Source organism: Bradyrhizobium sp. 141, assembly GCF_023074055.1.
Taxonomy (GTDB): Bacteria; Pseudomonadota; Alphaproteobacteria; order Rhizobiales; family Xanthobacteraceae; genus Bradyrhizobium.
In genome coordinates this window covers 301,449-324,345 of the sequence record NZ_JADPKR010000082.1, presented here as the reverse complement: position 1 = coordinate 324,345, position 22,897 = coordinate 301,449, and the positions used below count along the sequence as shown (strand labels likewise).

At 65.1% G+C, this 22,897-nt stretch carries 19 protein-coding genes and 2 pseudogenes; 8 read left to right on the top strand and 13 right to left on the bottom strand.

Annotation, left to right across the window (positions count from 1 at the left end):
* Positions 1-172 precede the first annotated feature (172 nt).
* From IVA81_RS24900 to IVA81_RS24890, 3 genes are read left to right on the top strand one after another with little or no spacing between them, the layout of a single operon-like run.
* Positions 173-1,387, top strand: a complete 1,215-nt coding sequence (locus IVA81_RS24900; RefSeq protein ID WP_247322847.1) for an ABC transporter substrate-binding protein — start codon at positions 173-175, stop codon at positions 1,385-1,387.
* 6 nt (positions 1,388-1,393) lie between these two features.
* Positions 1,394-3,127 (top strand): FAD-dependent oxidoreductase, encoded by a 1,734-nt coding sequence (locus IVA81_RS24895; RefSeq protein ID WP_247322845.1) that lies wholly within the window; start codon positions 1,394-1,396, stop codon positions 3,125-3,127.
* A gap of 21 nt (positions 3,128-3,148) precedes the next feature.
* Complete coding sequence (locus IVA81_RS24890) at positions 3,149-3,943, top strand: IclR family transcriptional regulator (protein WP_247322843.1); 795 nt, start codon at positions 3,149-3,151, stop codon at positions 3,941-3,943.
* A 117-nt stretch (positions 3,944-4,060) separates the two neighbouring features.
* Here the strand turns inward: IVA81_RS24890 and IVA81_RS24885 are convergent, their stop codons facing one another.
* From IVA81_RS24885 to IVA81_RS24870, 4 genes and pseudogenes are all read right to left on the bottom strand, one after another.
* Positions 4,061-4,843 carry an SDR family oxidoreductase gene (locus IVA81_RS24885; protein ID WP_247322840.1) on the bottom strand — a complete coding sequence of 261 codons (783 nt, stop codon included), beginning with the start codon at positions 4,841-4,843 and terminating at the stop codon, positions 4,061-4,063.
* Between the two features lie 39 nt (positions 4,844-4,882).
* Positions 4,883-4,990 (bottom strand): annotated as a pseudogene (locus IVA81_RS24880) (aspartate/glutamate racemase family protein); the annotation flags it as partial.
* A 72-nt stretch (positions 4,991-5,062) separates the two neighbouring features.
* Entirely contained in the window at positions 5,063-6,328 is a 1,266-nt protein-coding gene (locus IVA81_RS24875) for an FAD-binding oxidoreductase (RefSeq protein ID WP_247322838.1), read from the bottom strand.
* Between the two features lie 3 nt (positions 6,329-6,331).
* On the bottom strand, positions 6,332-7,993 hold the full coding sequence (locus IVA81_RS24870; protein ID WP_247322836.1) for a thiamine pyrophosphate-binding protein: 1,662 nt from the start codon (positions 7,991-7,993) through the stop codon (positions 6,332-6,334).
* A 222-nt stretch (positions 7,994-8,215) separates the two neighbouring features.
* Between IVA81_RS24870 and IVA81_RS24865 the strand changes: the two are divergent.
* Positions 8,216-8,904 (top strand): annotated as a pseudogene (locus tag IVA81_RS24865) (aspartate/glutamate racemase family protein).
* Between the two features lie 101 nt (positions 8,905-9,005).
* Here the strand turns inward: IVA81_RS24865 and uxuA are convergent.
* The 6 genes from uxuA to IVA81_RS24835 form a co-directional block, all read right to left on the bottom strand.
* Entirely contained in the window at positions 9,006-10,196 is a 1,191-nt protein-coding gene (uxuA, locus tag IVA81_RS24860; protein ID WP_247322835.1) for a mannonate dehydratase, read from the bottom strand.
* A 15-nt stretch (positions 10,197-10,211) separates the two neighbouring features.
* Entirely contained in the window at positions 10,212-11,261 is a 1,050-nt protein-coding gene (locus IVA81_RS24855; RefSeq protein ID WP_247322833.1) for an L-idonate 5-dehydrogenase, read from the bottom strand.
* Entirely contained in the window at positions 11,258-12,664 is a 1,407-nt protein-coding gene (locus tag IVA81_RS24850; protein WP_246931254.1) for a TRAP transporter large permease, read from the bottom strand. Before IVA81_RS24850 ends, IVA81_RS24855 begins: the two co-directional genes overlap by 4 nt.
* A 4-nt stretch (positions 12,665-12,668) precedes the next feature.
* A complete protein-coding gene (locus tag IVA81_RS24845; protein WP_247322831.1) occupies positions 12,669-13,247 on the bottom strand; it encodes a TRAP transporter small permease in 579 nt (192 codons plus the stop codon).
* 112 nt (positions 13,248-13,359) lie between these two features.
* Positions 13,360-14,337, bottom strand: coding sequence for a sialic acid TRAP transporter substrate-binding protein SiaP (locus tag IVA81_RS24840; protein WP_247322824.1), 978 nt, complete (start codon positions 14,335-14,337; stop codon positions 13,360-13,362).
* Between the two features lie 70 nt (positions 14,338-14,407).
* A complete protein-coding gene (locus IVA81_RS24835) occupies positions 14,408-15,220 on the bottom strand; it encodes a FadR/GntR family transcriptional regulator (protein ID WP_247322823.1) in 813 nt (270 codons plus the stop codon).
* A gap of 140 nt (positions 15,221-15,360) precedes the next feature.
* On the opposite strand from IVA81_RS24835, the gene IVA81_RS24830 reads away from it, so the two are divergent.
* Both IVA81_RS24830 and IVA81_RS24825 read left to right on the top strand, forming a co-directional pair.
* Positions 15,361-16,845: a mannitol dehydrogenase family protein gene (locus IVA81_RS24830; RefSeq protein WP_247322821.1), complete on the top strand. Its 1,485-nt coding sequence runs from the start codon at positions 15,361-15,363 to the stop codon at positions 16,843-16,845.
* Positions 16,846-16,943: 98 nt separating this feature from the next.
* Positions 16,944-17,351 carry a nuclear transport factor 2 family protein gene (locus IVA81_RS24825; protein WP_247322819.1) on the top strand — a complete coding sequence of 136 codons (408 nt, stop codon included), beginning with the start codon at positions 16,944-16,946 and terminating at the stop codon, positions 17,349-17,351.
* Positions 17,352-17,374: 23 nt separating this feature from the next.
* Here the strand turns inward: IVA81_RS24825 and IVA81_RS24820 are convergent, their stop codons facing one another.
* Positions 17,375-18,130 carry an HAD family hydrolase gene (locus tag IVA81_RS24820; protein ID WP_247323206.1) on the bottom strand — a complete coding sequence of 252 codons (756 nt, stop codon included), beginning with the start codon at positions 18,128-18,130 and terminating at the stop codon, positions 17,375-17,377.
* A 146-nt stretch (positions 18,131-18,276) separates the two neighbouring features.
* On the opposite strand from IVA81_RS24820, the gene IVA81_RS24815 reads away from it, so the two are divergent.
* Positions 18,277-19,122, top strand: a complete 846-nt coding sequence (locus IVA81_RS24815; RefSeq protein WP_247323204.1) for an SDR family oxidoreductase — start codon at positions 18,277-18,279, stop codon at positions 19,120-19,122.
* A 58-nt stretch (positions 19,123-19,180) separates the two neighbouring features.
* Here the strand turns inward: IVA81_RS24815 and IVA81_RS24810 are convergent, their stop codons facing one another.
* Entirely contained in the window at positions 19,181-20,068 is an 888-nt protein-coding gene (locus tag IVA81_RS24810) for a dienelactone hydrolase family protein (protein ID WP_247322814.1), read from the bottom strand.
* A 581-nt stretch (positions 20,069-20,649) separates the two neighbouring features.
* Here IVA81_RS24810 and IVA81_RS24805 point away from each other — a divergent pair.
* Positions 20,650-21,228: a MarR family transcriptional regulator gene (locus IVA81_RS24805; RefSeq protein WP_247322812.1), complete on the top strand. Its 579-nt coding sequence runs from the start codon at positions 20,650-20,652 to the stop codon at positions 21,226-21,228.
* Between the two features lie 14 nt (positions 21,229-21,242).
* On the opposite strand, the gene IVA81_RS24800 is transcribed toward IVA81_RS24805, so the two are convergent.
* Complete coding sequence (locus tag IVA81_RS24800; RefSeq protein ID WP_247322810.1) at positions 21,243-22,205, bottom strand: hypothetical protein; 963 nt, start codon at positions 22,203-22,205, stop codon at positions 21,243-21,245.
* Between the last annotated feature and the right edge of the window lie 692 nt (positions 22,206-22,897).

Sequence of the window (22,897 nt, the reverse complement as noted above, 5' to 3'; positions counted from 1 at the left end):
GAAACAGTCTGGATTGCTTCGCTGCGCTCGCAATGACGGCGTTGACGTAGTTCCGCGTCCGCTCGCCGGCGTCGGCAGAGTATTCGCCATTGACAAACTAGTTTGCATATATCTAATTTAACGTCGAAACTGCCAGCCGCACCAAGCGGCCAATAAAAGAGAGGAAACAACGATGAGAGGGCTTCTGGCCTGCGCCATGCTCGCGGCCATGACTTCCGTTGCCATGACGTCGGCCGCGACCGCGCAAGTCTCCGACGACGCGGTGCGGATCGGCGTGCTGACGGATCTGTCGAGCTGGGGCCGCGACAACAGCGGGCCGGGCTCGGTCGAGGCCGCGAAGATGGCGGTGGAGGAATTCGGGCCGACCGTGCTCGGCAAGCCGATCGAGATCATCAGCGCCGACCACCAGATGAAGACTGATGTCGGCGTGCAGATCGTCCGCGGCTGGTTCGACAACGGCAAGGTCGACGCTGTCGTCGACATCCCCAATTCCGGCATCGCGATCGCCGTCCACAACATGGTGCGCGAACGGGGCAAGATCGCGCTGCTCTCCGGCCCCGGCGCGAGCTCGCTGACCGACGAGCTGTGCAGCCCGAATACCGTGCATTTCACCTATGACACTTACGCGCTGTCGAAGGTGACGGCCTCCGCCGTGATCAAGGAAGGCGGCAAGTCCTGGTACTTCATCACCGCGGACTATGCCTTCGGCCAGCAGCTCGAGAAGGACGCCACGCGTTTCGTCAACGAGATGGGCGGAAAGGTCTTGGGCGGCGTCAAGCACCCGACCAACACCGCGGACTTCTCCTCCTTCGCGCTCCAGGCGCAGAGCTCGAAATCCGACGTGGTCGCTTTCGCCAATGCCGGCCAGGACACCGATAACGCCATCAAGCAGTCCGGCGAGTTCGGCCTGGTGCAGGGCGGCCAGAAGCTGGTTGGCCTCCTGATGTTCGACACCGACGTGCACGCGATCGGCCTCAAGGCCGCGCAGGGCACCTACATGACCACGGCGTCGTACTGGGCCATGGACGAGGCCACCCGCGCCTGGTCGAAGAAGTTCTACGTGCGGACCAAGGTGATGCCGACCATGATCCAGACCGGCGTCTACGGTTCGGTGCTGCACTATCTCAAGGCCATCAAGGCCGCCGGCACCGACGATTCCGCCAAGGTGATGGCCAAGATGCGCGAGCTGCCGATCGAGGATACATTCGTCCATGGCGGCAAGTTGCGAGAGGACGGCCGCGTCATCCGCGACATGTATCTCGCCAAGGTGAAGACACCGGAGCAGTCCAAGGAGCCGTGGGACTATCTGGACATCGTCAAGACCGTGAAGGGTGAGGACGCCTTCCGCCCGGTCTCCGAATCCAAATGTCCGCTCTTGAAGAAGTGAGGCCAGATGACCGGCAACGAGCAAAGCGCAATTGAGACTTACGAGTGCGACGTGCTCGTGGCCGGATCGGGTTGCTCCGGCATGTCGGCCGCGATCACCGCGCGCCATCGCGGCCTCGACGTGCTGATCGTCGAAAAGGAGCCGCGCTTCGGCGGCACCACCGCCCGCTCCGGCGGCTGGCTGTGGATCCCCGGCACCTCGCTGGCGAAGGCGTACGGCATCGAGGAGACGCCGGAGCAGGCCCGCACTTACCTGCGGCACGAAGCCGGCAACAACTTTGATGCCGCGCGCGTCGATTCATTCCTCAATGCCGGCCCCGAGGCGGTCGATTTCTTCACCACCAAGACGGCGCTGCGCTTCGACATGCCGCTGGTATTTCCGGACTATCACGCCGAAGCACCCGGCGGCACCCAGGGCGGTCGCTCCATGGTGACGCGTCCGTTCGACGGCCGCGAGCTCGGCGATCAGATCAAGACGCTCGGCATGCCCCTGCCCGAGCTCACCGTGTTCGGCATGATGCTTGGCTCCGGCAAGGAGATCATCCACTTCATGCGGGTGACGAAATCGCTGACTTCCGCGGTCTACGTCGCTAAACGCCTGTCGCGACATCTGATGGACGTGCTGCGCTATGGCCGCGGCATGACCTTGACCAACGGCAATGCGCTCGCCGGGCGCCTTGCCAAATCCGCGCTCGACCTGAAGATTCCGATGTGGCTGTCCTCGCCGGTGCGCGAGCTGACGGTCGAGAACGGCACGGTGACGGGCGCAATCGTTTCGCGCGAGGGACGCGAGGTGCGCGTCCGCGCAAGGCAGGGCGTGGTGCTCGCCTGCGGCGGTTTCCCGCATGATATCGAGCGCCGCAGAAAAATGTTTCCGCATGCGCCCACGGGCAACGAGCATTTTTCGCCGGGCCCCTCCGGCAACACCGGCGACGGCCTGCGTCTCGCGGAATCCGCCGGCGGACATGTCGAGGATCGCCTGCCGAACGCGGCGGCCTGGGTTCCGGTGTCGCTGACGACGCGCAAGGACGGATCCAAGGGCGTGATGCCGCACTTCATCGACCGCGCCAAGCCCGGCGTGATCGCGGTGGTGCGCGACGGCCGGCGCTTTGCCAATGAGGGCAATTCCTATCACGACTTCGTCCAGGCCATGGTCAAGGCCGCCAAGCCCGGTGAGGAGATCGCGGCCTATCTCGTGTGCGATCACAAGACGCTGCGCAAATACGGCCTCGGCTGCGTGCCGCCCTTCCCGATGCCGCTGGGTCATCACCTCAATACCGGCTATCTCATGCGCGGCGACACGCTGGAGGCGCTGGCGGCGAAGGCCGGCATCGATGCCAAGGCGTTCACCGAGACGGTCAGGCAGTTCAATGCGACGGCGCCGCAAGGGCACGACGCCGCCTTCGGCAAGGGCTCGAAGGCCTATAACCGCTACCAGGGCGACGCCATGCATGGCCCGAACCCCTGCGTCGCGCCGATCGAGAATGGACCATTCTATGCCATCAAGATGGTGATCGGCGATCTCGGCACCTATGCCGGCATCGTCACCGACGAGAACGCGCGGGCGCTCGACGCCGAGGGCCGCGTCATTCCCGGGCTTTATGCCGCCGGCAACGACATGGCGAGCATCATGGGCGGCAATTATCCCGGCGCCGGCATCACGCTTGGGCCGGCGCTGACCTTCGGCTACATTGCCGGTCGTCATCTCGCCGAGCGCGCCGCCAAGCGCGACGCGGCGTAAACCCGTCACGCCTGGAGGCGCATGAAGAGAGAAAGCCGCGGCATTCAGTCGATCGAGGTCGGCGGAGAACTGCTTCGCGCGCTCGCAAGGTGCGGCGAGCCGATGATGCTGCGCGATCTCGCGCGCGAGGCCGGCATGACGTCGGCCAAGGCCCATCCTTATCTGGCCAGCTTCTCCCGCATCGGGCTGATCGAGCAGGACGAGACCACCGGTCGCTACGAGATCGGCGCGCTGGCGCTGGAGCTTGGCCTGATCAGCCTGCGCCGGCTCTCCGGCGTGCGCATCGCCAGGCCGAAGATTGCCGCGATCGCGAGCCAGATCGGACATGCGGTCTCACTCGCGGTCTGGGGCACGCACGGCCCAACCGTGGTGCAGCTCGAGGAGCCGGCGCAGCCGGTTCACATCGTCATGCGCGCCGGCTCGGTGATGGCGCTGCTGGAGACCGCGACCGGCCGGGCCTTCGCGGCGTTCCTGCCGGAGAAGACGATCAATGCCGCGCTCGAAAGCGGCCTCGATCGTCACGGCGTCGGCTACAATCCGAAGCGCGCGGTGAAAGGTGCCAAGCTCGCCGAGATGCTCGCTGAGGTCCGCAAGCACGGCCTTGCCCGCGCGCTCGGCGATCCCCTGCCCGGCGTCAACGCGTTCTCGGCCCCCGTCTTCGATCATTCCGGCCATGTCGCGCTGGTCATCACCGCGATGGGGCCCGAAGGCACCTTCGACGCACGCTGGGACAGCCCGATCGCCCACGCGCTGCGCGACTGCGCCGGCAGCATCTCGAAGCGGCTGGGTCACGGGATGACGGTTGCGGCGGAGTGAAGCTTGCAGACCCCGCCGTCATGGCTGGGCTTGTCCCGGTCATCCACGCAACACCGCGATTGCTGGAAGACGTGGATGCCCGGGTCAAGCCCGGGCATGACTACTGAGATGCAGCCCCTACTTCTCCTTCACCGGCACCGTGTAGTTCAGGATCAGCCGGCCGCCGTCCGGGTAGATCGTCTGCCCCGTGATGTAGGACGCATCATCACTCGCCAGGAATGCCACGACGGACGCGACCTCGCTCGGCTCGCCGCCGCGGCCGGCTGGCGTCCGCGACATCACGGTCCTGCGGGCATCCTCAGAGGTGTAGATGGATGACGCCACCATGTCGGTCAGGATCGTGCCCGGTCCGACCGCCACGACGCGGATGTTGTGCGGGGCGAGCGCAACGGCGGCAACTGACGTCAGCTGCTTCATGCCGCCCTTGGACATCGCGTAGGTCGCCAGCGCCGGGATCGCCAGCAGCGCATTCACCGAGGACATGTTGATGATGACGCCACCCCCGCTGCCTTGCGCGATCATCTGCCTGGCGGCCGCCTGCACGCCGAAGAACGCGCCTTTCAGATTGATGCCGATGATCTCGTCGAACTCCTCTTCGGTAATCTCGAGGATGTCCCGGTTGCGGGCAACGCCGGCGTTGTTGACCATGATGTCGAGCCGGCCGAACTCCTTCACGGCCGTGCCGACGAGCTGATCCACGTCTGCCCGTTTGGCGACATTGCCGACGATTGTGCGCAAGGCATCGGGACGACCGAGCTCGGCGGCGGTCGCCGCCAACCCATCAGCATCGACATCCGAAATCACGACCTTGACGCCATCGTCGAGAAATCGCTGTGCGCAGGCCTTGCCGATGCCGCGCGCTGCGCCGGTGATGGCGGCGACCTTGCCGGATAATTTCATGGGTTCACTCCAGGACTTGTGACGATCTCGCGGACGCGCTCACGCAAAGACGCGCGGGCGCAGCCCCGCATGAAACCAGGTGATCATGGAATAGATGGCGTAGACGGGCAACCCGACCTCGGCCTGAAGCGCTGCCGTATAGGGAGGCGCGCCGTAGATGGCCTTGCCGCCACGGGCGATGCGAGAGGACGAATTGGCGGAACTGGTCATGCTGCGACCTCAGAGGAAACGATCGGGCGCAAACGGCGCCAGCGGAATCTCAGGCGGCTTGCCGCTGACGAGCTGGGCGACGAGCCGGCCGGTACGGGCCGAACCGACCAGGCCGACATGGCCATGGCCGAAAGCATACACGACGTCGCGCGAAGCGCGCGCATAGCCGATGCAGGGACGTCCGTCGGGCATGCTCGGCCGATGCCCGAACCAGGTTTTGATGCGCGACGTCGGAATGTCCTTCGGCAGTTTGGGGAACATGCTGACGAGGTGGTTACGCAGGATCTCGGCGCGTTTCCAGTTCGGGGCGGCCTCCAGGCCCGCGATCTCGACGGTACCGGCGGCGCGCAGGCCCTTGTCGGTCCAGTTCACCACCATCTTGGCGTCCGACGCCATCATCGAGCTGCGCGGCCCCGATTCCGGATTCTCGATCATGACATGATAGCCGCGCTCGGTCTCCAGCGGCAGCGGATCGCCGATCGAGGCCGTGATCTGCTTCGACCGGGCACCCGCGGCGACCACCGCGGCATCGCAGGCGACCTCGCCGGTCTCGGTGACGACCGCGACCAGCTGATTGCCGGAAAGCTTGAGGCCCGTCGCCTTGGCGCGCACGAATTTCGCGCCGCTCGCCAGCGCATAATTGGCGAGCGCGGCGACATAAGCGCCGGGATCGCGGCAGCGGCCGGCCTCTTCCACCACCACGCCAAAGGTGTAGCGCGGATGCAGGTCAGGTTCGCGCTGACGCATCTCGTCGGCGGAAAGCTCGAGCCATTCGACCCCGACCTTCTTGCGCAGACGCCAGCCGAGATCGTTGTCGAAATTGCCGCGCGATGGAAAGACATGCATCACGCCGTTGCGCTCGATCAATTCGGGCACGCCGGCTTCTTCCGCGAGCTTCCGGTGCAGCAGCGGCGCGTCCTTCAACAGATCGCGCAGCGCGAACGCCGTCGTCTCGACCCGCGTCTCGGTCCAGCCCGACAGCAGGTACTTGATCAGCCAGGGCAGCGCCTTCGGCAGATAAGACCAGCGGATCGCGAGCGGGCCGAGCGGGTCCATGAGATAGCCGGGCACCTTCTTCCAGATGCCCGGCTCGGCCGGCGGGATCACGGAATGGGACGAGAGCCAGCCGGCATTGCCATAGCTCGCCGCCTGTTCGCCGCCGGGCTCGCCCGGATCGATCAGCGTGACGCGATGGCCCTCGCGCAGCGCCTCGATGGCGCTGATCACACCGACCGCGCCGGCACCGATGATGGCGACGTGGCGGCCGGTCGCCATCGCTTACGCCTTCACCGCGGGCGCAAAATCCTTGCCGACCGAGATCGCGCGTGGATCAATGATGCAGTGGAGGATCGCCGGCTTGCCGGAGGCCAGCGCGCGCTCGAACGCCGGCGCGAATTCTTCGGTGCGCTCGACGCGCTCGCCATGGCCGCCGAACGCTTTCGCGTACATCGCAAAATCCGGGTTCTTGAGCTGAGTGCCGACGACGCGGCCGGGATAGTCGCGCTCCTGGTGCATGCGGATGGTGCCGTATTGCGAATTGTCGACGACGATGACGACCAGGGCTGCGTCATATTGCACGGCCGTCGCGAACTCCTGGCCGTTCATCAGGAAGCAACCGTCGCCGGCGAAGGCGACAACGGTACGATCCGGATATTGCCGCTTCGCAAGCACCGCCGCCGGCACGCCATAACCCATCGAGCCCGAGGTCGGCGCGAGCTGGGCCGCAAAACTGTGAAAGCGGTGATGGCGATGGATCCAGCCGGCATAATTGCCGGCGCCGTTGCAGACGATGGCGTCCTTGGGCAGGCGGTCGCGCAGCCAGGTCATGACCTGGCCGTACTGGAACGAGCCCGGCAGCTCGCGCGCCTTCTCGGTCCAGGCGAGGTAATCGGCGTGGGCCTTGGCGGCCTCGCCCTTCCAGGCGACCGCGCCTGAAGGCTTCAGCGTCTCGACGGCGGCGGCGAACGCTGCAGGTGTCGCCTGGATCGCGAGATCAGGCTGATAGACGCGGCCGAGCTCTTCGGAGCCCGGATGTACATGGATCAGCTTCTGCTGCGGGTTCGGAATGTCGAGCAGCGTATAGGAGGAGGACGGCATCTCCGACATGCGGCCGCCGATGAGCAGGATGACATCGGCATTCTCGATGCGCGCCTTCAGGCCCGGGCTCGGCCCGATGCCGAGATCGCCAGCATAGTGCGAATGGTCGGCGTCGATCAAGGAGGCCCGACGGAACGAGGTCGTGACCGGCAGGTCGAACCGCTCGGCAAAGCGCGCGATGCTCCTGGTCGCCTCTTCCGTCCAGCGCGAGCCGCCGAGGATGACGAGCGGCGCCTTGGCGCTCGCAAGCATGGCGCCGAGCTTTTCGATGTCGGCCGGCGCCGGCCAGCTCACCGCCGGCTCGATGCGCATGGCGTCGGCCACGGCCGCGGTCTCGGTCAGCATGTTCTCCGGCAGCGAGATCACCACGGGACCGGGGCGACCCTGCATGGCGACGCGGAAGGCGCGCGCCACCAGTTCCGGAATGCGATCGGGGCGATCGATCTCGACGGCCCATTTCGCCATGGTGCCGAACACCGCCTTGTAGTCGAGCTCCTGGAACGCCTCGCGCTCGCGCATGCCGGTGTCGACCTGGCCGACGAACAGGAGCATCGGCGTCGAATCCTGCATCGCAATGTGGACGCCGTGGCTGGCATTGGTGGCGCCGGGGCCGCGGGTGACGAAGCAGATTCCGGGCCGCCCGGTGAGCTTGCCGTAGGCCTCCGCCATCATCGCCGCGCCGCCCTCGGCGCGGCAGATCATGACGTCGATCGGGCTGTCATGCAGCGCGTCGAGCGCGGCGAGATAGCTCTCGCCCGGCACGCAGGTGACGCGATCGACGCCTTGCGCGACGAGCTGGTCGATCAGGATCTGGCCCCCGGTGCGGGTGTTGCGGATGGTCATGTCGGCTCCCTCAGGGCTTTGGCGATACGCACTTATTCGGGAACTGCGTAAGACAGGCCGAGAGAGCGCGCAAGGTCGAAAGGCTCTCATAGCCTGCGCAGGCGTCATGCCCGTCGGTGCCGTTTGCACGACCGCTCGTGCTGCGGCGCTCCTGGACTGGAGATGGCGAGCTTCGACATCTTGGTCTACGATCCGGCCGACCAAATCGTCGGGAGCACCGGAATGCAAACCATCGGGCTGATCGGAGGCATGAGCTGGGAGAGCACTGCGCTTTACTACAAGCTCATCAATGAGCGGGTCCGCGATCGCATGGGCAAGCTGCATTCGGCTCCGCTGCTGATGTATTCCTACGATTTCGAGGCGATCAAGCAGATGCAGTATGCGGGCCGCTGGACGGAGGCGGCGGCCAGCCTGGCGGACGTCGCGCGGCGTCTTGAGGGCGCCGGCGCGCGAGCCATCGTGTTGTGCACGAACACGATGCACAAACTGGCGCCCGCCATCATGTCGAATGTGACCGTTCCATTCATTCACCTTGGCGACGCGACGGCGCAACGAATTCGGGCGAAGGATATCGGCGGGTCGGGCTGCTCGGCACGAAGTTCACGATGGAGGAGAACTTTTACGTGGACCGGCTGCGCGCGCATGATCTCGACGTGCTGGTTCCCGCCGCCGACGCGCGCGCCGATGTGAACCGGATCATCTACGACGAATTGTGCCTTGGAGTCGTGGCCGATCCCTCGCGCCGTCGCTATCGGGACGTCATGGCAGCGCTCGTTGCCGCCGGCGCCGAATGCATCATCCTCGGCTGCACCGAGATCACGATGCTGGTCGGCCCGGACGATACATCGGTGGAGACGTTCGACACCACGGCCATTCACGCCGAGACGGCAGCGGATTTCGCGATCGGGTGACGGCGCAGCAGGAATGATGACCCGTAGCCCGCAAGCGCAAAGCGACATGCGGGATTGTCCCGGATATCGCTTCGCCCATCCGGGCTACTGCACCTGCCGCCTCAACGATGCTCGATCGCCCTGATGGCGCCGCGGAGCTCGGCGAGGCCGCGCAGGCGGCCAATGGCGGTGTAGCCGGGATTGGTGCGCTTGGTCGCGGCGAGATCGTCCAACATGCGGTGGCCGTGATCGGGACGGAACACGATTTGCCTGTCGGGCGAGCGCCGGGCATTCTCCTTCAGAAGCGCCTTCAGCACCGCGACCATGTCGACGTCGCCGTCGAGATGATCGGACTCGTAGAACGACAGCCCGTCGGCCTCGCGCTTGGTCGCGCGCAGATGCGCAAAGGCAATGCGCGGGCCGAAGCGCTCGGCCATCTCGGGCAGATTGTTCTCAGAGCGCACGCCGAGCGAGCCCGTGCACAGGCAGATGCCGTTGGCCTTGGACGGGACGGCGTCGAACAGCGCCTGATAATCGTCGGCTGAGGACGCAATGCGCGGCAGGCCGAACAGCGGGCGCGGCGGATCGTCCGGATGCAAGGTCAGGGACACCCCGAGCTGCTCGGCCACCGGCGTCACGCGCGCAAGGAATTCGGCGAGATGCTGCCGCAGGATCTTCGGCGAGATGTCGCGATAGGTCTCGAGCCGGTCGCGAAATTGCGGGATGGTCATCGGCTCGGTGGTCGAGCCCGGCAGCGCGCTGGCGATGACCATGACGAGATAATCGACATCGGCCTGGCTCATCTGCTCGAACAGCTTTTTCGCGCGAGCCTGTTGTTCGGGCGAATATTCCTGCGCGGCAGCCGGACGCTTGAGGATATGCAGCTCGAACGCGGCAAAGCGGTCCTGGTCGAAGCGCATGGCGCGGGCGCCGTTCGGCAGCTCCCATTCGAGATCGGTGCGGCACCAGTCGACGACCGGCATGAAGTTGTAACAGATGATCTTGATGCCGGCGCCGGCGACCGCCTCCAGGCTGGCAATCCACGCCTCGATGGATTTCGTCGCCTTCCCGCCGAGCCGCTTGACATCGTCGGGGATCGGAATCGATTCCACCACCGACCACGTCAGTTGCGAGCGACCCGGCTGGCCGTTCTCGATAAAATTCTTGCGTTCCTCGACCGCCTTGCGCGTCCACGCTTCCCCGATCGGCACCTGATGCAGCGCCGAGACGATGTCGGTCGCCCCGGCCTGCCTGACATCGTCGAGCGAGACCGGATCGTCCGGCCCATACCAACGCCAACCTTCGAGCATCATCGAAATTCTCCCGGATCAGTTCGCGGTCAGCACGACCTTGACGCTTTGCGAGCGGTCGAGCGCCAGCCTGAGCGCGTCCGGCGCGGTCGAGAGCGGACGCTCGGCGGTGACCAGCGACAGCACGTCGCCGCTGCCGCCGGAAATCAGTTCCACGGCGGTTGCGAATTCGAAGCCGAAGCGGAACGAGCCGCGCAGGTCGATCTCCTTGGCCATCACCGCGTTGGACGGCGTCGGGATCTGGCCGCCTGGCAGATTGCCGATCTGCACCACGACGCCACCGCGCCTGACGATGCCAATCGCGCTGGCAAGGCCCGCGGCCGTGCCCGAGACCTCGAAGGCGACGTCGTAGGGTCGCGACGCGGCCTGAGCCCTCAAACCTTCCTCGCCACCCGAAACGTTCTCGACATGCGAGGCTCCGAGCTTGGTCGCAAAAGCCAGCGGCGCCGGCGCGATGTCGGCCACGGTGATGTCGGCCATGCCGGCGCGGTGCGCGGCGAGCATGGTCAGAAGCCCGATCGGGCCGGCGCCGAAGATGATGCCGCGCTTGCCCTCGATATTGCCGGCGCGCGCGACCGCGTGCAGGCAGACCGCGAGCGGCTCGGCGAGCGCCGCGGCCTGATAGGACACGTGATCCGGGATCTTCACGCACTGCGCGGGGATCGCATCGAAGTAATTGGCGAAGCCGCCCTGCATGTGCGGCGTCTTCGAGGCCGAGCCCATGAAGTAGATGTTCTCGCACAGGTTCGGCCGGCCCTCGCGGCAGGCGACGCAATGGCCGCACCAGCGCGACGGGTTGACGGCGACGCGGTCGCCGACCTTCAGGTTCGCCGCCGCCCCTGCGATCTCGACGACCTCGCCGGAGATCTCGTGGCCGAGCACCAACGGCGACTTCACCACGAAATCGCCGGTCCGGGCATGGCGGAAATAATGCATGTCCGAGCCGCAGATGCCGCCGGCGCCGAAGCGGATGCGCACCATGCCGTCTGCGAGCTTGTCGAGCGGATGCTCGACCATACGCAGATCTTCGGGACCGAACAGGGTTGCGGCGAGAGCGATAGAGGTCATTTGGAAAGTCCCATGTATTTCGGCAGCCAGAGGGTGAGTTCGGGAATGTAGGTGATCGCGATCAGCGCGAGCATCAGCGGCACCAGCCAGGGCAGGATCGCCACCGTCGTGCGCTCGACCGAGAGTTTTGCCACGCGGGCGAGCACGAACAGCACCATCCCGAGCGGCGGATGCAGCAGGCCGATCATCAGGTTCAGCGTCATGATCAGACCGAAGTGGATCGGATCGATGCCGAGCTTGAGCACGATCGGCAGCAGGATCGGCACCAGAATGGTGATCGCCGCCGTGGTGTCGATGAAGCAGCCGACGAACAGGATCAGCACGTTGGCGAGCGCCAGGAATACCCATTTGTTGTGGGTGATGCTGAGCATCCAGTCCGACAGCATCTGGGCTGCCTGCGACACCGTCAGCAGCCAGGCGAAGATCGAGGCGGCGGTGACGATGAACAGCACCGAGGCCGTGGTCTCGATGGTGTCGAATGTCGCCTTGGCGACCGTCTTGAAAGTCATGGTGCGGTAGCGCACGAGACCGAGGAACAGCGACCAGATCACGGCGGCGACGGCGGCTTCCGTCGGCGTGAACCAGCCGAGCGTCATGCCGCCGATCAGGATCACCGGCGCCATCAGCGCCATCACCGCGGAAAAGTCGAAGTACCAGTCGATCAAGAGCAGTGTGCCGAGGCCGATGACCACAGCCATGTTGACCGACATGCCGGCCAGCACCATCAGCCAGATCGCGAGCGGGAACGAGAGCACGATGGCGATTTCCAGCCCAGCCGAACCGAGCTGCGGCCAGGAGAACGGCGTGTCGCTGCCCCATTTGTTCTTGTGCGCGAAGTAGGTGACCGTCGCCATCATGAACAACGTCAGCACGACGCCCGGAATGACGCCGCCCAGGAACAGCGCGCCGATCGAGACGTTCGCCATCATGCCGTAGATCACGAAGGGCAGCGACGGCGGGATGATGGGCCCGAGCGTCGCCGAGGCCGCGGTGACGCCGACCGAGAACTCGGTGGAGTAGCCGTGGTCCTTCATCGCCTTGATCTCGATGGTGCCGAGACCGGCGGCGTCCGCGATCGCGGTGCCGGACATGCCGGAGAAGATCACCGAGCCGATGATGTTGACGTGGCCGAGGCCGCCGCGCATCCACCCCACCAGTGCGACGGCGAATTTGTAGATGCGCCCGGTGACGCCGGCGATGTTCATCAGATTGCCGGCCAGGATGAAGAACGGCACGGCGAGCAGCGGAAAGCTCTCGACGCCGGCGATCATGCGCTGCGCCAGCGTGACGTCGGGCGTCACGCCGCTGACCAGGATGTAGAGCAGCGACGACGCGGCCATGGCGATCGCCACGGGAACGCCGAGCAGCATCAGGACGAGGAAGCCTCCGAGCAACAGCAGCATGGTCTTATCCTTCCGATCCGTCGTAGGCACCGGGACGTTCGAGGACCGAATAACCCTGCCGCCAGTTCTGGATGGCCACCTGCACGGAGCGTGCGAACATCAGCACGAAGCCGAGCAGCACGGCGTAATAGACGTAGTCCTTGGGAAGATTGATCGTGGTCATCTGCTCGTCGCCGATGATCTGGATGTAGACCCAGACCAGCTTGATGGCGTAGCCGAAGAAGGCGATCCGGATCAGGTCGATCACCGTCGACAGCGCCCGCGCCACGAGATGAGGCAGATAGCGATAGACAAGGTCGACCTGGATGTGCCGCGACAGCCGCACGCACATCGAGGAGCCGATGAACACCACGCCGATCAGGCAATAGGTCGCGATCTCCTCGGTCCAGGCGTAGCTGTCGTTGAGCACGTAGCGGGTGAAGAACTGGAGGAAGACGGCGAGCGCCATCACCCAGAAGATCGCGAGCGCCACCCAATCCTCTAACGCGTAGACGCCGAGATCGACCTTCGGCGTCGCCTCCTCCTCGAAAGTATGGGCGATTTCGTCCGCAGTGATCTGCCGGTGGATTTCGGCGGTCGACATGGGTTGCTCCTCTCCAAATCGTCGTTCCGGGATGGTGCGCTAGCACCAGACCCGGAACCTCGAGATCCCGGGCTCGGTCCTTACGGACCGCCCCGGGATGACGACTACGTCGTCACTTCACCGCCTGGATCTTTTCCCAGTCGGCCTTGCGATAGCCGAAGGTCTCGAACGCGACGTTCTTCAGCACGGTGTCGCGGAACTCGTTCTTGTCGACCTCGGTCACGCTCAGGCCCTTGTCCTTGAAGAAGGCGACCAGCTTGGCCTCGTTCTGCTTGATCTCCCCGGTCGCCTTGGCGGAAGCTTCCTGCGCCACGTCCGTGAAGATCTTCTTGTCCTCATCGCTGAGCTTCTTCCACAGCGCGCCGGCGATCACGGTGTTGAGGTGATCGACGATATGGCCGGTCAGCACGATGTGCTTCTGCACCTCGTAGAATTTCTTGGCCTCGATCGTGGTCAGCGGATTCTCCTGCGCCTCGACGGTGCCGTTCTGGAGCGCGAGATAGACTTCGGCGAACGCGATCGGCGCGGTGTTGGCGCCGCAGGCGCGGGGCATCGCGAGGTAGGCCGGCACGTCGGGCACGCGCATCTTCAGGCCCTTCATGTCGGCGCAGGTCTTGATCGGCTTGTTCGACGAGGTCTGGCGCACGCCGTAATAGGTCACCGCGACGATGTGGTGGCCGCTCTTGTCCTCATAGCCCTTGGCGAGCTCCTTGAAGATGTCGCTCTTGGTGTAGGCGAGCAGATGATCGGCATCGCGGAAGGTGTAGGGATAGTAGGTCACGCCGATCGGCGGGAAGCTCTTGGCCGCGAAGCTGGAGCCGGAAATGATGATGTCGACCGAACCGAGCGACAGGCCCTGGTTGATATCGGCCTCCTTGCCGAGCTGCGAGGCCGGATAGACGTCGATCGCGTAGCGCCCGTTGGTGCGCTTGCCGATCTCCTGCGCGGCCCAGACCGAGGCGGTGTGGAACGGCTCCGAGGTCTCGTAGACATGGGCCCATTTGAGCTTGGTCTGCGCCATGCTGGCACTGGTCGCAGCCAGCAGCGTAGCGGCGGAGATCACTGCTGCAATCGTCATCTTCTTCAACATCGACTTTTCCTCCATAGTTCAAGTCTGCTTCTTGTTCACCCGCCCCGGCACGGATGCGGGCCGTACAATCTCATCGCCGCCGCGCGCCGCTGCCCGCAACCCGCGTCTTCGGCGCGTGCTTCGGTTTCGACGGCTTTGCCGCGGGTCGCGCCGTGCGGCTGCGTCCCGACGACGATCCTCCAACGGTTTCTGCGCCAAAGTTCTGCGCGAAGCGCTCCTGCGAGCGCGCCAGATGTTCGCGCATCGCCTCGCGCGCGGCGTCCGGATCGTTCGCCGCGATCGCCTCGCGCACGGCGCGATGCTCGTCGAGCGCGGTGCGCCAGGTGCCCGGGCTCTCGAAATAATGCGCAAGCTGCGCGAAATAGGGATTGAGGCGCTGGTCGAACAGCTCGCCGACCACGCGCACCAGAACGGCGTTGCCGAGACTCCCGGCGATCGCGACGTGGAACGCGCGGTCGTGCACCATCGAGGCTTCGCCGGGATGCTCGACCTTCTCCATCGCGAGAAGCGAGGCATCGATGCGGGCGATGTCGTCCTTTGTCGCGACGCGCGCGGCCTCTTCGGCGATGGCGCTTTCGAGGAATTCACGGGCGCGCAGCAGCTCGAACGGGCCTTCGATGACGGAAGCTGGCGCGGGCGCAGCAACGGAAGCGGGCTCGATCACATAGATGCCGGAACCGACGCGGATGCGCAGGCGTCCCTCGACCTCGAGCGCGATCAAGGCTTCGCGCACCGTCGGCCTGGAGACCTTGAGCTGCTCGGCGAGCTCGCGCTCGGTCGGCAAGCGGCTGCCGACCGCGTACTCGCCGCTGTCGATCAGGCTTCGCAATTGATCGGCGACCTGGCGATAAAGCCGTCTCGCCTCCACAGCTTCCAGCGGCACGCTGGTCCTCCCGAAAGGGTCGCGCGGGGCATTCCAGCCCGCGGCCCGCCAATTTTGGAAAATTGGTCTTACCAATTGACCGGAGCATTGACCTGATACGGGTGCCATGTCAAGCAGCGGCAAAGCAAAGGGAGACGTCCATGCGCCCAGGTTCAACGCGCCTTGGCCGCGCCAATCTCGAGCGGCTGCCGCCCGGCGTCCGCCGCCCGGCCTATGACCGTTCCCGCATCACGCCCGGCATCGTGCATCTCGGTCTCGGCGCCTTTCATCGCGCGCATCAGGCGGTCGTCATCGACGATTGCCTTGCCGCAGGAGCCACGTCCTGGGGCATCATCGGCGCCAGCCTGCGCAGCCCGGACACGCGCGACGCCCTCGCCCCGCAGGATCATCTCTACACGGTTGCCACACGTGCCGCCGAAGGCACCGAGCATCGGGTGATCGGCGCGCTGCTCGACAGCGTCGTCGCACGCGAAAACCCGGCAGCCCTGGTCGAGCGGATGGCCGATCCCGCCGTTCGCATCGTCTCGCTCACCGTCACCGAGAAAGGCTATTGCCACACGCCACAGACCGGCGACCTCGACGAGCGGCATCCCGACATCGTGCACGACCTGAACAATTTCGATGCGCCACGTTCGGCGCCCGGCTTCATCGTGGCTGCGCTGGCGCGCCGGCGGGCACAGGGTCTTCCGCCCTTCACCGTGCTGTGCTGCGACAACCTCGCCGCCAACGGCCACACCGTGCAGCGCATCGTGACGCAGTTCGCCGCGCTGCGGTCGAAGGATCTCGGCAAATGGATTGCGGATACGGTCGCCTTCCCCTCCACCATGGTCGACCGTATCGTTCCGGAGACGACGGATAGCGACCGCGATGCGGTCGCAAACGCGCTGGGCATGCGCGACGCCTGGCCCGTGATGACCGAGCCTTTTACGCAATGGGTCGTCGAGGACCGCTTCAGCGCGGGCCGGCCCGATCTCGCCGCAGCCGGCGTCGAGCTCGTCGCCGACGTCAAGCCGTTCGAGCTGATGAAGCTGCGGCTGCTCAACGCCAGCCATTCGGCGCTGGCCTATCTCGGCTATCTCTCGGGCTATGAGACCATCGCCGACACCATGCAGGATCCGCATTTCGCGCGCCTCGCCGCGCAGGTGATGGAAGACGCCGCGGTGACGCTGACGATGCCAGACGGCACCGACCTTGCCGCCTATCGCGCCTCGTTGCTGAAGCGGTTCGCCAATCCGGCGCTGCATCACCGCACCTGGCAGATCGCGATGGACGGCTCGCAAAAGCTGCCGCAGCGCCTGCTCGGCGCGATGCAGGATCGCCTGCGCAAGGATTTACCGATCGCCACCCATGCGCTCGCGGTGGCTGGCTGGATGCGCTACGTCACCGGCCTCGACGAGCAGGGCCGCGCCATCGAGGTGCGCGATCCGCTCGCCGCCGAGTTCGCCGCGCTGGCGCGCGAGGCGGGACCCGTCGCCGAGCGGCTCGCGCCCGCATTGCTTGGGGTCGAGAAGGTGTTCGGGCCGCTCGGTTCCGAGCCGCGCCTGCGCGAGGCCGTGACCGCGGCGCTCGGCCAACTCTATCAGGGTGGCGCGCGGCGGGCGGTGGCAATGCTCGTGTCGGCCTGACTACAAAGCGGGCAATGCTGCACTGCAGTTCGAATCGAACGCGAAATCGAACGGAAGTCGCGCTTGATTTTTGCCTGTCCTTGCCCCACCCGAGAGCGATGGCAAAGGACAGCAAGATCATCGCCGCCAACGCGGCCTTCTACGCCGCGTTTTCGACCGGCGACTTCGACGGCATGGAACGGATGTGGGCCGATGACGACGCCATTTCCTGCATCCATCCCGGCTGGCCGGCCATCATCGGGCGCGCCACCGTGATCGGAAGCTGGCGCGACATCCTGCAAAATCCGGAGCGGCCGCAGATCGTCTGCGCCGAGCCGCAGGCGATCATCGACGGCGACAGCGCCCGCGTGCTCTGCATCGAGATCGTCGACGGCACCGCGTTGGCCGCCGCCAACCATTTCCGCCGCGTCGGGGACGACTGGCGCCTGGTGCATCACCAGTCCAGCCCGATCGCGCAGATTGTCGAACAGGAAGAAGACGATAGAACGAGCCACCGCGTCCACTGAACGCCGCCGGCACGCCGGCCGTTCTACGGTGCATGGGGTTGTTTTTCAGTTTTCCGGCTTGCGCTCCCGAGTTCCGACAGATCATCCAGCACGGCCCGCGCCTCGCTGAAGTCATCATCCGCAAAGAACATGCTCCGGGTGATCAGAACGGGAATGCCGGCGCGTGAGGCCGCGATCAGCCCGTTGGCGGAATCCTCGATGGCGACGCAGTCCGCCGCAGCCAGCTTCAGCCGTGCCAGCGTTTCGAGATAGACGTCCGGCGCGGGTTTCTTGTGTCTCACGTCGTCTCCGGCGACGATCGCGTCGAACTCCGCAGCCCAGGTCGTCCCCAGCGCCTGCGACAGCAGCGCATCGATGTTGCCGTGCGAGGTCGTGGTCGCAATCGCAAGCCGCTGGCCGCGCGCCTTCGCCGCGGCGAGCAGCTCGATCACGCCCGGCCTTAAGGGACAGCATCCGGTTTCGACCAGCTCGGCGTAATGCGCGGTCTTGATGCGGTGAAGCGCGGCGATGTCCGCATCCGGCAATGGCCGAGCGATCGGCAGCCTTCCATGGTAGGCGCGCATGCGCTCCTTGCCGCCGGTCACCCGCAGCAGCTCCTTGTAGAGGGCGCGGTCCCACTGCCAGTCGAGCCCGTGGCGGGCGAAGGCATGGTTGAAGGCCCGCCGATGCAGCTCCTCGGTCTCGGCGAGGGTGCCGTCGACGTCGAAGATCAGCGCAGCCGCGCGCCGGACCAGTTCCGCGGCGCGGGATGGCGCAATCGTGACTGCTTCTGCCTGCATGATCATGGCGCCCCTCGGTGCGGAGCAACCATCGCCCGAGGCCGCGGGCGAGACAAATCGCAATATCTTTTGCCGGACCCAAAAATCTCTTATGAGCGGGGACGCGCAGCATGCGCGAAGGGAACTCCGACCGGCACGGCAGAGGCATGCGGCTCTTCATTCTTGGCTTGGGCTACAGCGCGAGGCATTTCGTCGGCAAATTCGGCGGCGCCTTCTCGCACGTCGCCGGCACCGTGCGGGATCCTGTGCAGCGGGATGATCTCGCCGGCATCGAGGTGCATCCTTTTTCCGGGAGCGATCCGGATCGCACGACGGCCGAACGCATCGGCGAGGCCGACGTCCTTCTCATCTCGATTCCGCCCGGCAGCGCTGGCGATCCCGCAATCGCAGCGTTCGGCGACGTGCTGGCGGCGCGCCGCCGCAAGATCGTCTATCTCTCCACCATCGGCGTCTACGGCGATCACGGCGGCGGCTGGGTCGACGAGAGCACCCCGCCGCAGGCCACCCTCGAGCGCGCGCGCATGCGGGTTGCTGCCGAGCAGGCATGGATGGAGGCGGCGCGCGGCGCTGCCGCGATCCTGCGGCTTGCGGGCATCTACGGCCCCGGCCGCAACGCACTGGCGACGCTGCGGGCGGGCACGGCCCGGCGCATCATCAAGCCCGGCCAGGTCTTCAACCGCATCCATGTCGACGATATCGCGAGCGCGATCATGGCCGCCATTCGCCACGGAAGCGGCGGCACCTGGAACGTCTGCGATGACGAGCCCGCGCCGCCGCAGGACGTGATCGCCTATGCGGCTGAGCTGATGGGCGTTGCGCCGCCGCCCGAAGAGGCGTTCGCGACGGCGGAGATGTCGGCGATGGCCCGCAGCTTCTATGCCAGCAGCGCCCGTGTCTCGAACGCGAAATTGAAGCGCGAGCTCGGCATCACGCTGGTCCACCCGACCTACCGGCACGGCCTCGATGCGCTGTGGCGCGCCGAAGGACGATAGTGAGGCACCACGGTGAAGACGAGGGCGGCGGATCGGGCCGTCCTCGCAAAATTCAGCGTCAGCTCAACACGCCGTACTTCTTGAACCAGGCCTGTGCCTGCTTCCAAGCATCTTCCGCCGCGTCCTTGCGGTAGCTGCCGCGATAATCGGCATGGAAACCGTGCGGCGCTTCGGGGTAGATCTTGAACTCGGCCGTCTTCTTGTTCTGCTCGAGCGCGGACTTCATCTGCTCGACCTGCGCGACGGGAATGCCGGTGTCGGCACCGCCGTAGAGGCCGAGCACCGGCGCCTTCATCTCGGCCGCGAGCTGCATCGGGCTCTTCGGCAACAGCGGATTTTCGGGATCGACCAAAGTCCCGTAGAAGGCAACGCCTGCCTTGAGGGTGCCGCTGTGGGCGGCATATTCCCAGACCGTGCGGCCGCCGCGGCAGAAGCCGACGATGCCGAGCTTGGCGGTGTCACCGCCCTTCGATCCCGCCCACGCCACCGTCGCGTCGAGATCGGACAGCAGCTCGGCGTCCGGCTTGGCATTGACGACCGGTAGCAGATCCTTGATCTCGGTGACCTTGGTGAGATCGACGCCCTTGCGGAAATAATAGTCGGGCGCGATTGCGAAGGCGCCGAGCTTGGCGAGGCGCCGCGTCACGTCCTTGATGTATTCATGCAGGCCGAAAATCTCCATCGCCACGATGATCACCGGCGCCTTGGTGTTGCCGGCAGGACGGGCGAAATAGGCAGGCATCTCTTCGGGGCCGATCTTGATCTTGGCATCGCCAGCCTGGAGACCATTGGTGTCGGTCGCGATCACCTCGGCGCGCACGGGCCCGGCCGCAAGCGTGTAACCGGCGGCGACTGCCGCGGTGGCGCTCATGAATCCACGGCGCGAGACCGGGGCGACTTTTGTCAATCCGACGACGTCGGACGTCATGGTGGTTTCGAAGCTCATCGGTAGTCCCTTGCTGCTGCCTATCGTGCCCCCGAGGGCGACGCATTCGCCAATAGTTGCCGGGGAAACGCAAGTCACCAGCCTGCGAGCAGGCGGCTTGGGCCATGCGCGAGCTTTCCGGATTGATCGTGTGTCCGATTTAACCGCGTGGCCGCGCTGCAACGCAACATCCATTAACCGAAAATGGGGGTTCTTCCGCCACTCCCCGCACGGTCAGACGTTGCGGACACTTCGCTCCCTCGCGCCATTCGAAACGGTCTCCCGCAACAAATGGGCCCGATGGTGGTCGCAACGATGAATCATGTTGCCCGGATGCTGCGCGCGATCGGAATCCACCACGCGAACAACCATCATTTGATTGAAATTTTCAGATGACTTGAGCCGTGCGATTTACTCGAACTTTCTTTGTGACGCTCTAGTTCCACGTCCGGAAGTTCCATCTCCGGCAACGGAGAGCGTCTTCCCCACGCGCGGCCCGCCGTCCGGCAACGGACGAGGGCCACGCGGACTTCGTTCTCGTCCACTCGAATTGCGCTTACTCAAGGCTCAATTGAATAAAGCTTTATCCGACCGGAACTGAAATGAATTTGGCTCGCGAATCGATTGAACTGTTGGAGCAGGTCGCACGAATCCTGTGGTTCGAAGGCACCAAGCACGGCTTGCGCGACCGCGAGTGGATGGCGCTGCGATTTCTCTCCCGCGCCAACCGCTTTTCCCGGACGCCTTCGGCGCTCGCGAGTTACGTCGGAACCACGCGCGGGACCGCCTCGTTCATCATCGGGGAGCTCGAGCGGCTCGGTTATCTCGAGCGAAAACGCTCGGCCACCGACAAGCGCTCGGTGATGCTGAGCGTGACGCAGCAGGGCAAGAAGTTCCTGGTGCGAGACCCCGTCAGCGTTCTCGTCGAGGCGATTGCCGTCCTCGACGACGAGGTCAAGATCCGCTTCCGCGACACGTTCCGTCACGTGCTGGATCAGTCCGACGCGGCCGAGCAGCGGCATCATACCGACGTTTGCAAGCGATGCATCTTCCTTCGGGAAGAGCGCATCACCACCGACAGCAAGGCGCCGGCCGAATTCAGCTGCCGCCTGTTCCGCTCGCCGATCGCGGAGGCGGAGGTCGATCTGCTATGCACCAGCTTTGAGCACCACCGCCAATAGAAGTGGGCGTTCGATCAGGGCGTCGCCTTGCGTGACGAATAGATGACGCCCCCGCTCGACTCCACCACCAGACGCCCGTTCTCGTTCCTGATCTCCTCGATGCGGCCAAGGCCGGGCACCTGCTGTCCCAGCACGGCCTCGATGACGCCGTTCGGACTCTGCAGGATCGCAATTCCTTCGTAGGCCTGGCGGACCGACCACCCCTTGATCACCTTCCGCGGCGCCGAGGCGCGCTCGGACGGAGACACCGAGCCCGTGAACTCGGGCGCTGCGACCGAGGCCATCATCGGCCCTTGCTGCGACGAGGGCTGCGATTGCACCATTGCCGGTGCCGGTGCCTGTGCCGGTGCCTGGACCTGAGCCTGAGCGAGCTTGTCGAGCTTCACCGTCGAGGACGAACTCACCCGCTCGATGCGGTCCAGGTTCTCGGCGAACCTGCCGAATCGGTCATTGGTCGCCTTGCTCGATTGATCGACCGCGGTGCGCAGGCCATCGAGATTTTCGGACACGCCCGACATTTGCTTGCGCAATTGCGCGACGGTCTCGCGCAGATTTCTGATCTCCGTATTCGCCGCAACGTTGCTCTGGGCGGGCTGCGTGGCGAGATAGGCGATCACGCCGGTGCAGGCGCACACCACAAGCATGGCGGCGACCGCCAATGTTGCGAGCGGCGCAACCCATGTCGGACGGGGCGGCGGGGGCTTGGCTACGATCACGGCCGGCTTGATCACGGTCGGCGTGGGCTTGGGTATCGCCATCTTGTCGAGACGTGCCTTGGCGCGAATACGTTTCAGCCCCTCGAGCGCCTCCTTCGCGAGAACTTCGTCGCTCGCCGCGGCCGACACACGCTTTCCGCCCGCAGCGGGCTTGGTCGCGTGCGCCGTATTGTCCTTTGTATCGCGTGGCTCGGGAGCAGGCTTAGCCGTTGCGGAAACATCAGCGGTCGCGTTGGGACGAGCTTGTCCATCGGACAACATGTGAAAATGCTCCGTTCGGTTCGATCTGTCGAACGGTGACGTTATTTGCCGAAGCTTGCCTGAAACGTGCGCATCCAAAGATTTTCATCACGCGCGATGCGACGTGACATGGCCTAAACGCGCCATGCACGTGGCGAGAGTGCGACTCGAAAGACACACACTCGCCAAGATTTCGCCAAGCTGGAGTCTCGCCGCTACACGTGAGTCGAATTGTCGCACGCGGAAAGGCGCGCGAGAGAGTCAATCCCGGGTTGAAAACCACTCAATATGCGTGACCCCCAGCACCACCCAAAATAGCTGTAATTGTACGGGGATGCGGAACCATGCACCCATCACGGCGCAGAACTAGTTTAGTTACTAAATCAACTGATGCGATTGAATATATCAAGAAACAACCCGAAACAAACCAACAGCATCAAGCACACGTAGCAATCGCTTTGTGGCGCACGCTTGATCGGGAATCGGCAATCGTTACGGTCCTAGTCAAGTGATTCTCGTCCGTTGGCGAGGAGATCGACACAGTTTCAGTGGTGTTCGGACGCGATGAGCAACTTGGCGCAACTGGTCTAGGTCGTTTCTCAATCCGCTCCGCGAGGTGATCCGTAAGACACCCGCCGAGCCTCACGCAGTAAGCGTTCAGTATCGAGTCGAAGTACCAGGCCTGCAAGACGCAGGCACTGAATGCGTAGGGC

What these genes read in the sequence shown, in the direction of transcription:
- IVA81_RS24890 (WP_247322843.1), top strand. Translation starts at nt 3,149, where the DNA reads ATGAAGAGAGAAAGCCGCGGCATTCAGTCGATCGAGGTCGGCGGAGAA.
- IVA81_RS24805 (WP_247322812.1), top strand. Translation starts at nt 20,650, where the DNA reads ATGAATTTGGCTCGCGAATCGATTGAACTGTTGGAGCAGGTCGCACGA.
- IVA81_RS24840 (WP_247322824.1), bottom strand. Translation starts at nt 14,337, where the DNA reads ATGTTGAAGAAGATGACGATTGCAGCAGTGATCTCCGCCGCTACGCTG.
- IVA81_RS24875 (WP_247322838.1), bottom strand. Translation starts at nt 6,328, where the DNA reads ATGGCGACCGGCCGCCACGTCGCCATCATCGGTGCCGGCGCGGTCGGT.
- IVA81_RS24815 (WP_247323204.1), top strand. Translation starts at nt 18,277, where the DNA reads ATGCGGCTCTTCATTCTTGGCTTGGGCTACAGCGCGAGGCATTTCGTC.
- IVA81_RS24895 (WP_247322845.1), top strand. Translation starts at nt 1,394, where the DNA reads ATGACCGGCAACGAGCAAAGCGCAATTGAGACTTACGAGTGCGACGTG.
- IVA81_RS24825 (WP_247322819.1), top strand. Translation starts at nt 16,944, where the DNA reads ATGGCAAAGGACAGCAAGATCATCGCCGCCAACGCGGCCTTCTACGCC.
- IVA81_RS24850 (WP_246931254.1), bottom strand. Translation starts at nt 12,664, where the DNA reads ATGCTGCTGTTGCTCGGAGGCTTCCTCGTCCTGATGCTGCTCGGCGTT.
- IVA81_RS24810 (WP_247322814.1), bottom strand. Translation starts at nt 20,068, where the DNA reads ATGAGCTTCGAAACCACCATGACGTCCGACGTCGTCGGATTGACAAAA.
- IVA81_RS24885 (WP_247322840.1), bottom strand. Translation starts at nt 4,843, where the DNA reads ATGAAATTATCCGGCAAGGTCGCCGCCATCACCGGCGCAGCGCGCGGC.
- IVA81_RS24820 (WP_247323206.1), bottom strand. Translation starts at nt 18,130, where the DNA reads ATGCAGGCAGAAGCAGTCACGATTGCGCCATCCCGCGCCGCGGAACTG.
- uxuA (WP_247322835.1), bottom strand. Translation starts at nt 10,196, where the DNA reads ATGATGCTCGAAGGTTGGCGTTGGTATGGGCCGGACGATCCGGTCTCG.
- IVA81_RS24830 (WP_247322821.1), top strand. Translation starts at nt 15,361, where the DNA reads ATGCGCCCAGGTTCAACGCGCCTTGGCCGCGCCAATCTCGAGCGGCTG.
- IVA81_RS24800 (WP_247322810.1), bottom strand. Translation starts at nt 22,205, where the DNA reads ATGTTGTCCGATGGACAAGCTCGTCCCAACGCGACCGCTGATGTTTCC.
- IVA81_RS24870 (WP_247322836.1), bottom strand. Translation starts at nt 7,993, where the DNA reads ATGACCATCCGCAACACCCGCACCGGGGGCCAGATCCTGATCGACCAG.
- IVA81_RS24845 (WP_247322831.1), bottom strand. Translation starts at nt 13,247, where the DNA reads ATGTCGACCGCCGAAATCCACCGGCAGATCACTGCGGACGAAATCGCC.
- IVA81_RS24900 (WP_247322847.1), top strand. Translation starts at nt 173, where the DNA reads ATGAGAGGGCTTCTGGCCTGCGCCATGCTCGCGGCCATGACTTCCGTT.
- IVA81_RS24855 (WP_247322833.1), bottom strand. Translation starts at nt 11,261, where the DNA reads ATGACCTCTATCGCTCTCGCCGCAACCCTGTTCGGTCCCGAAGATCTG.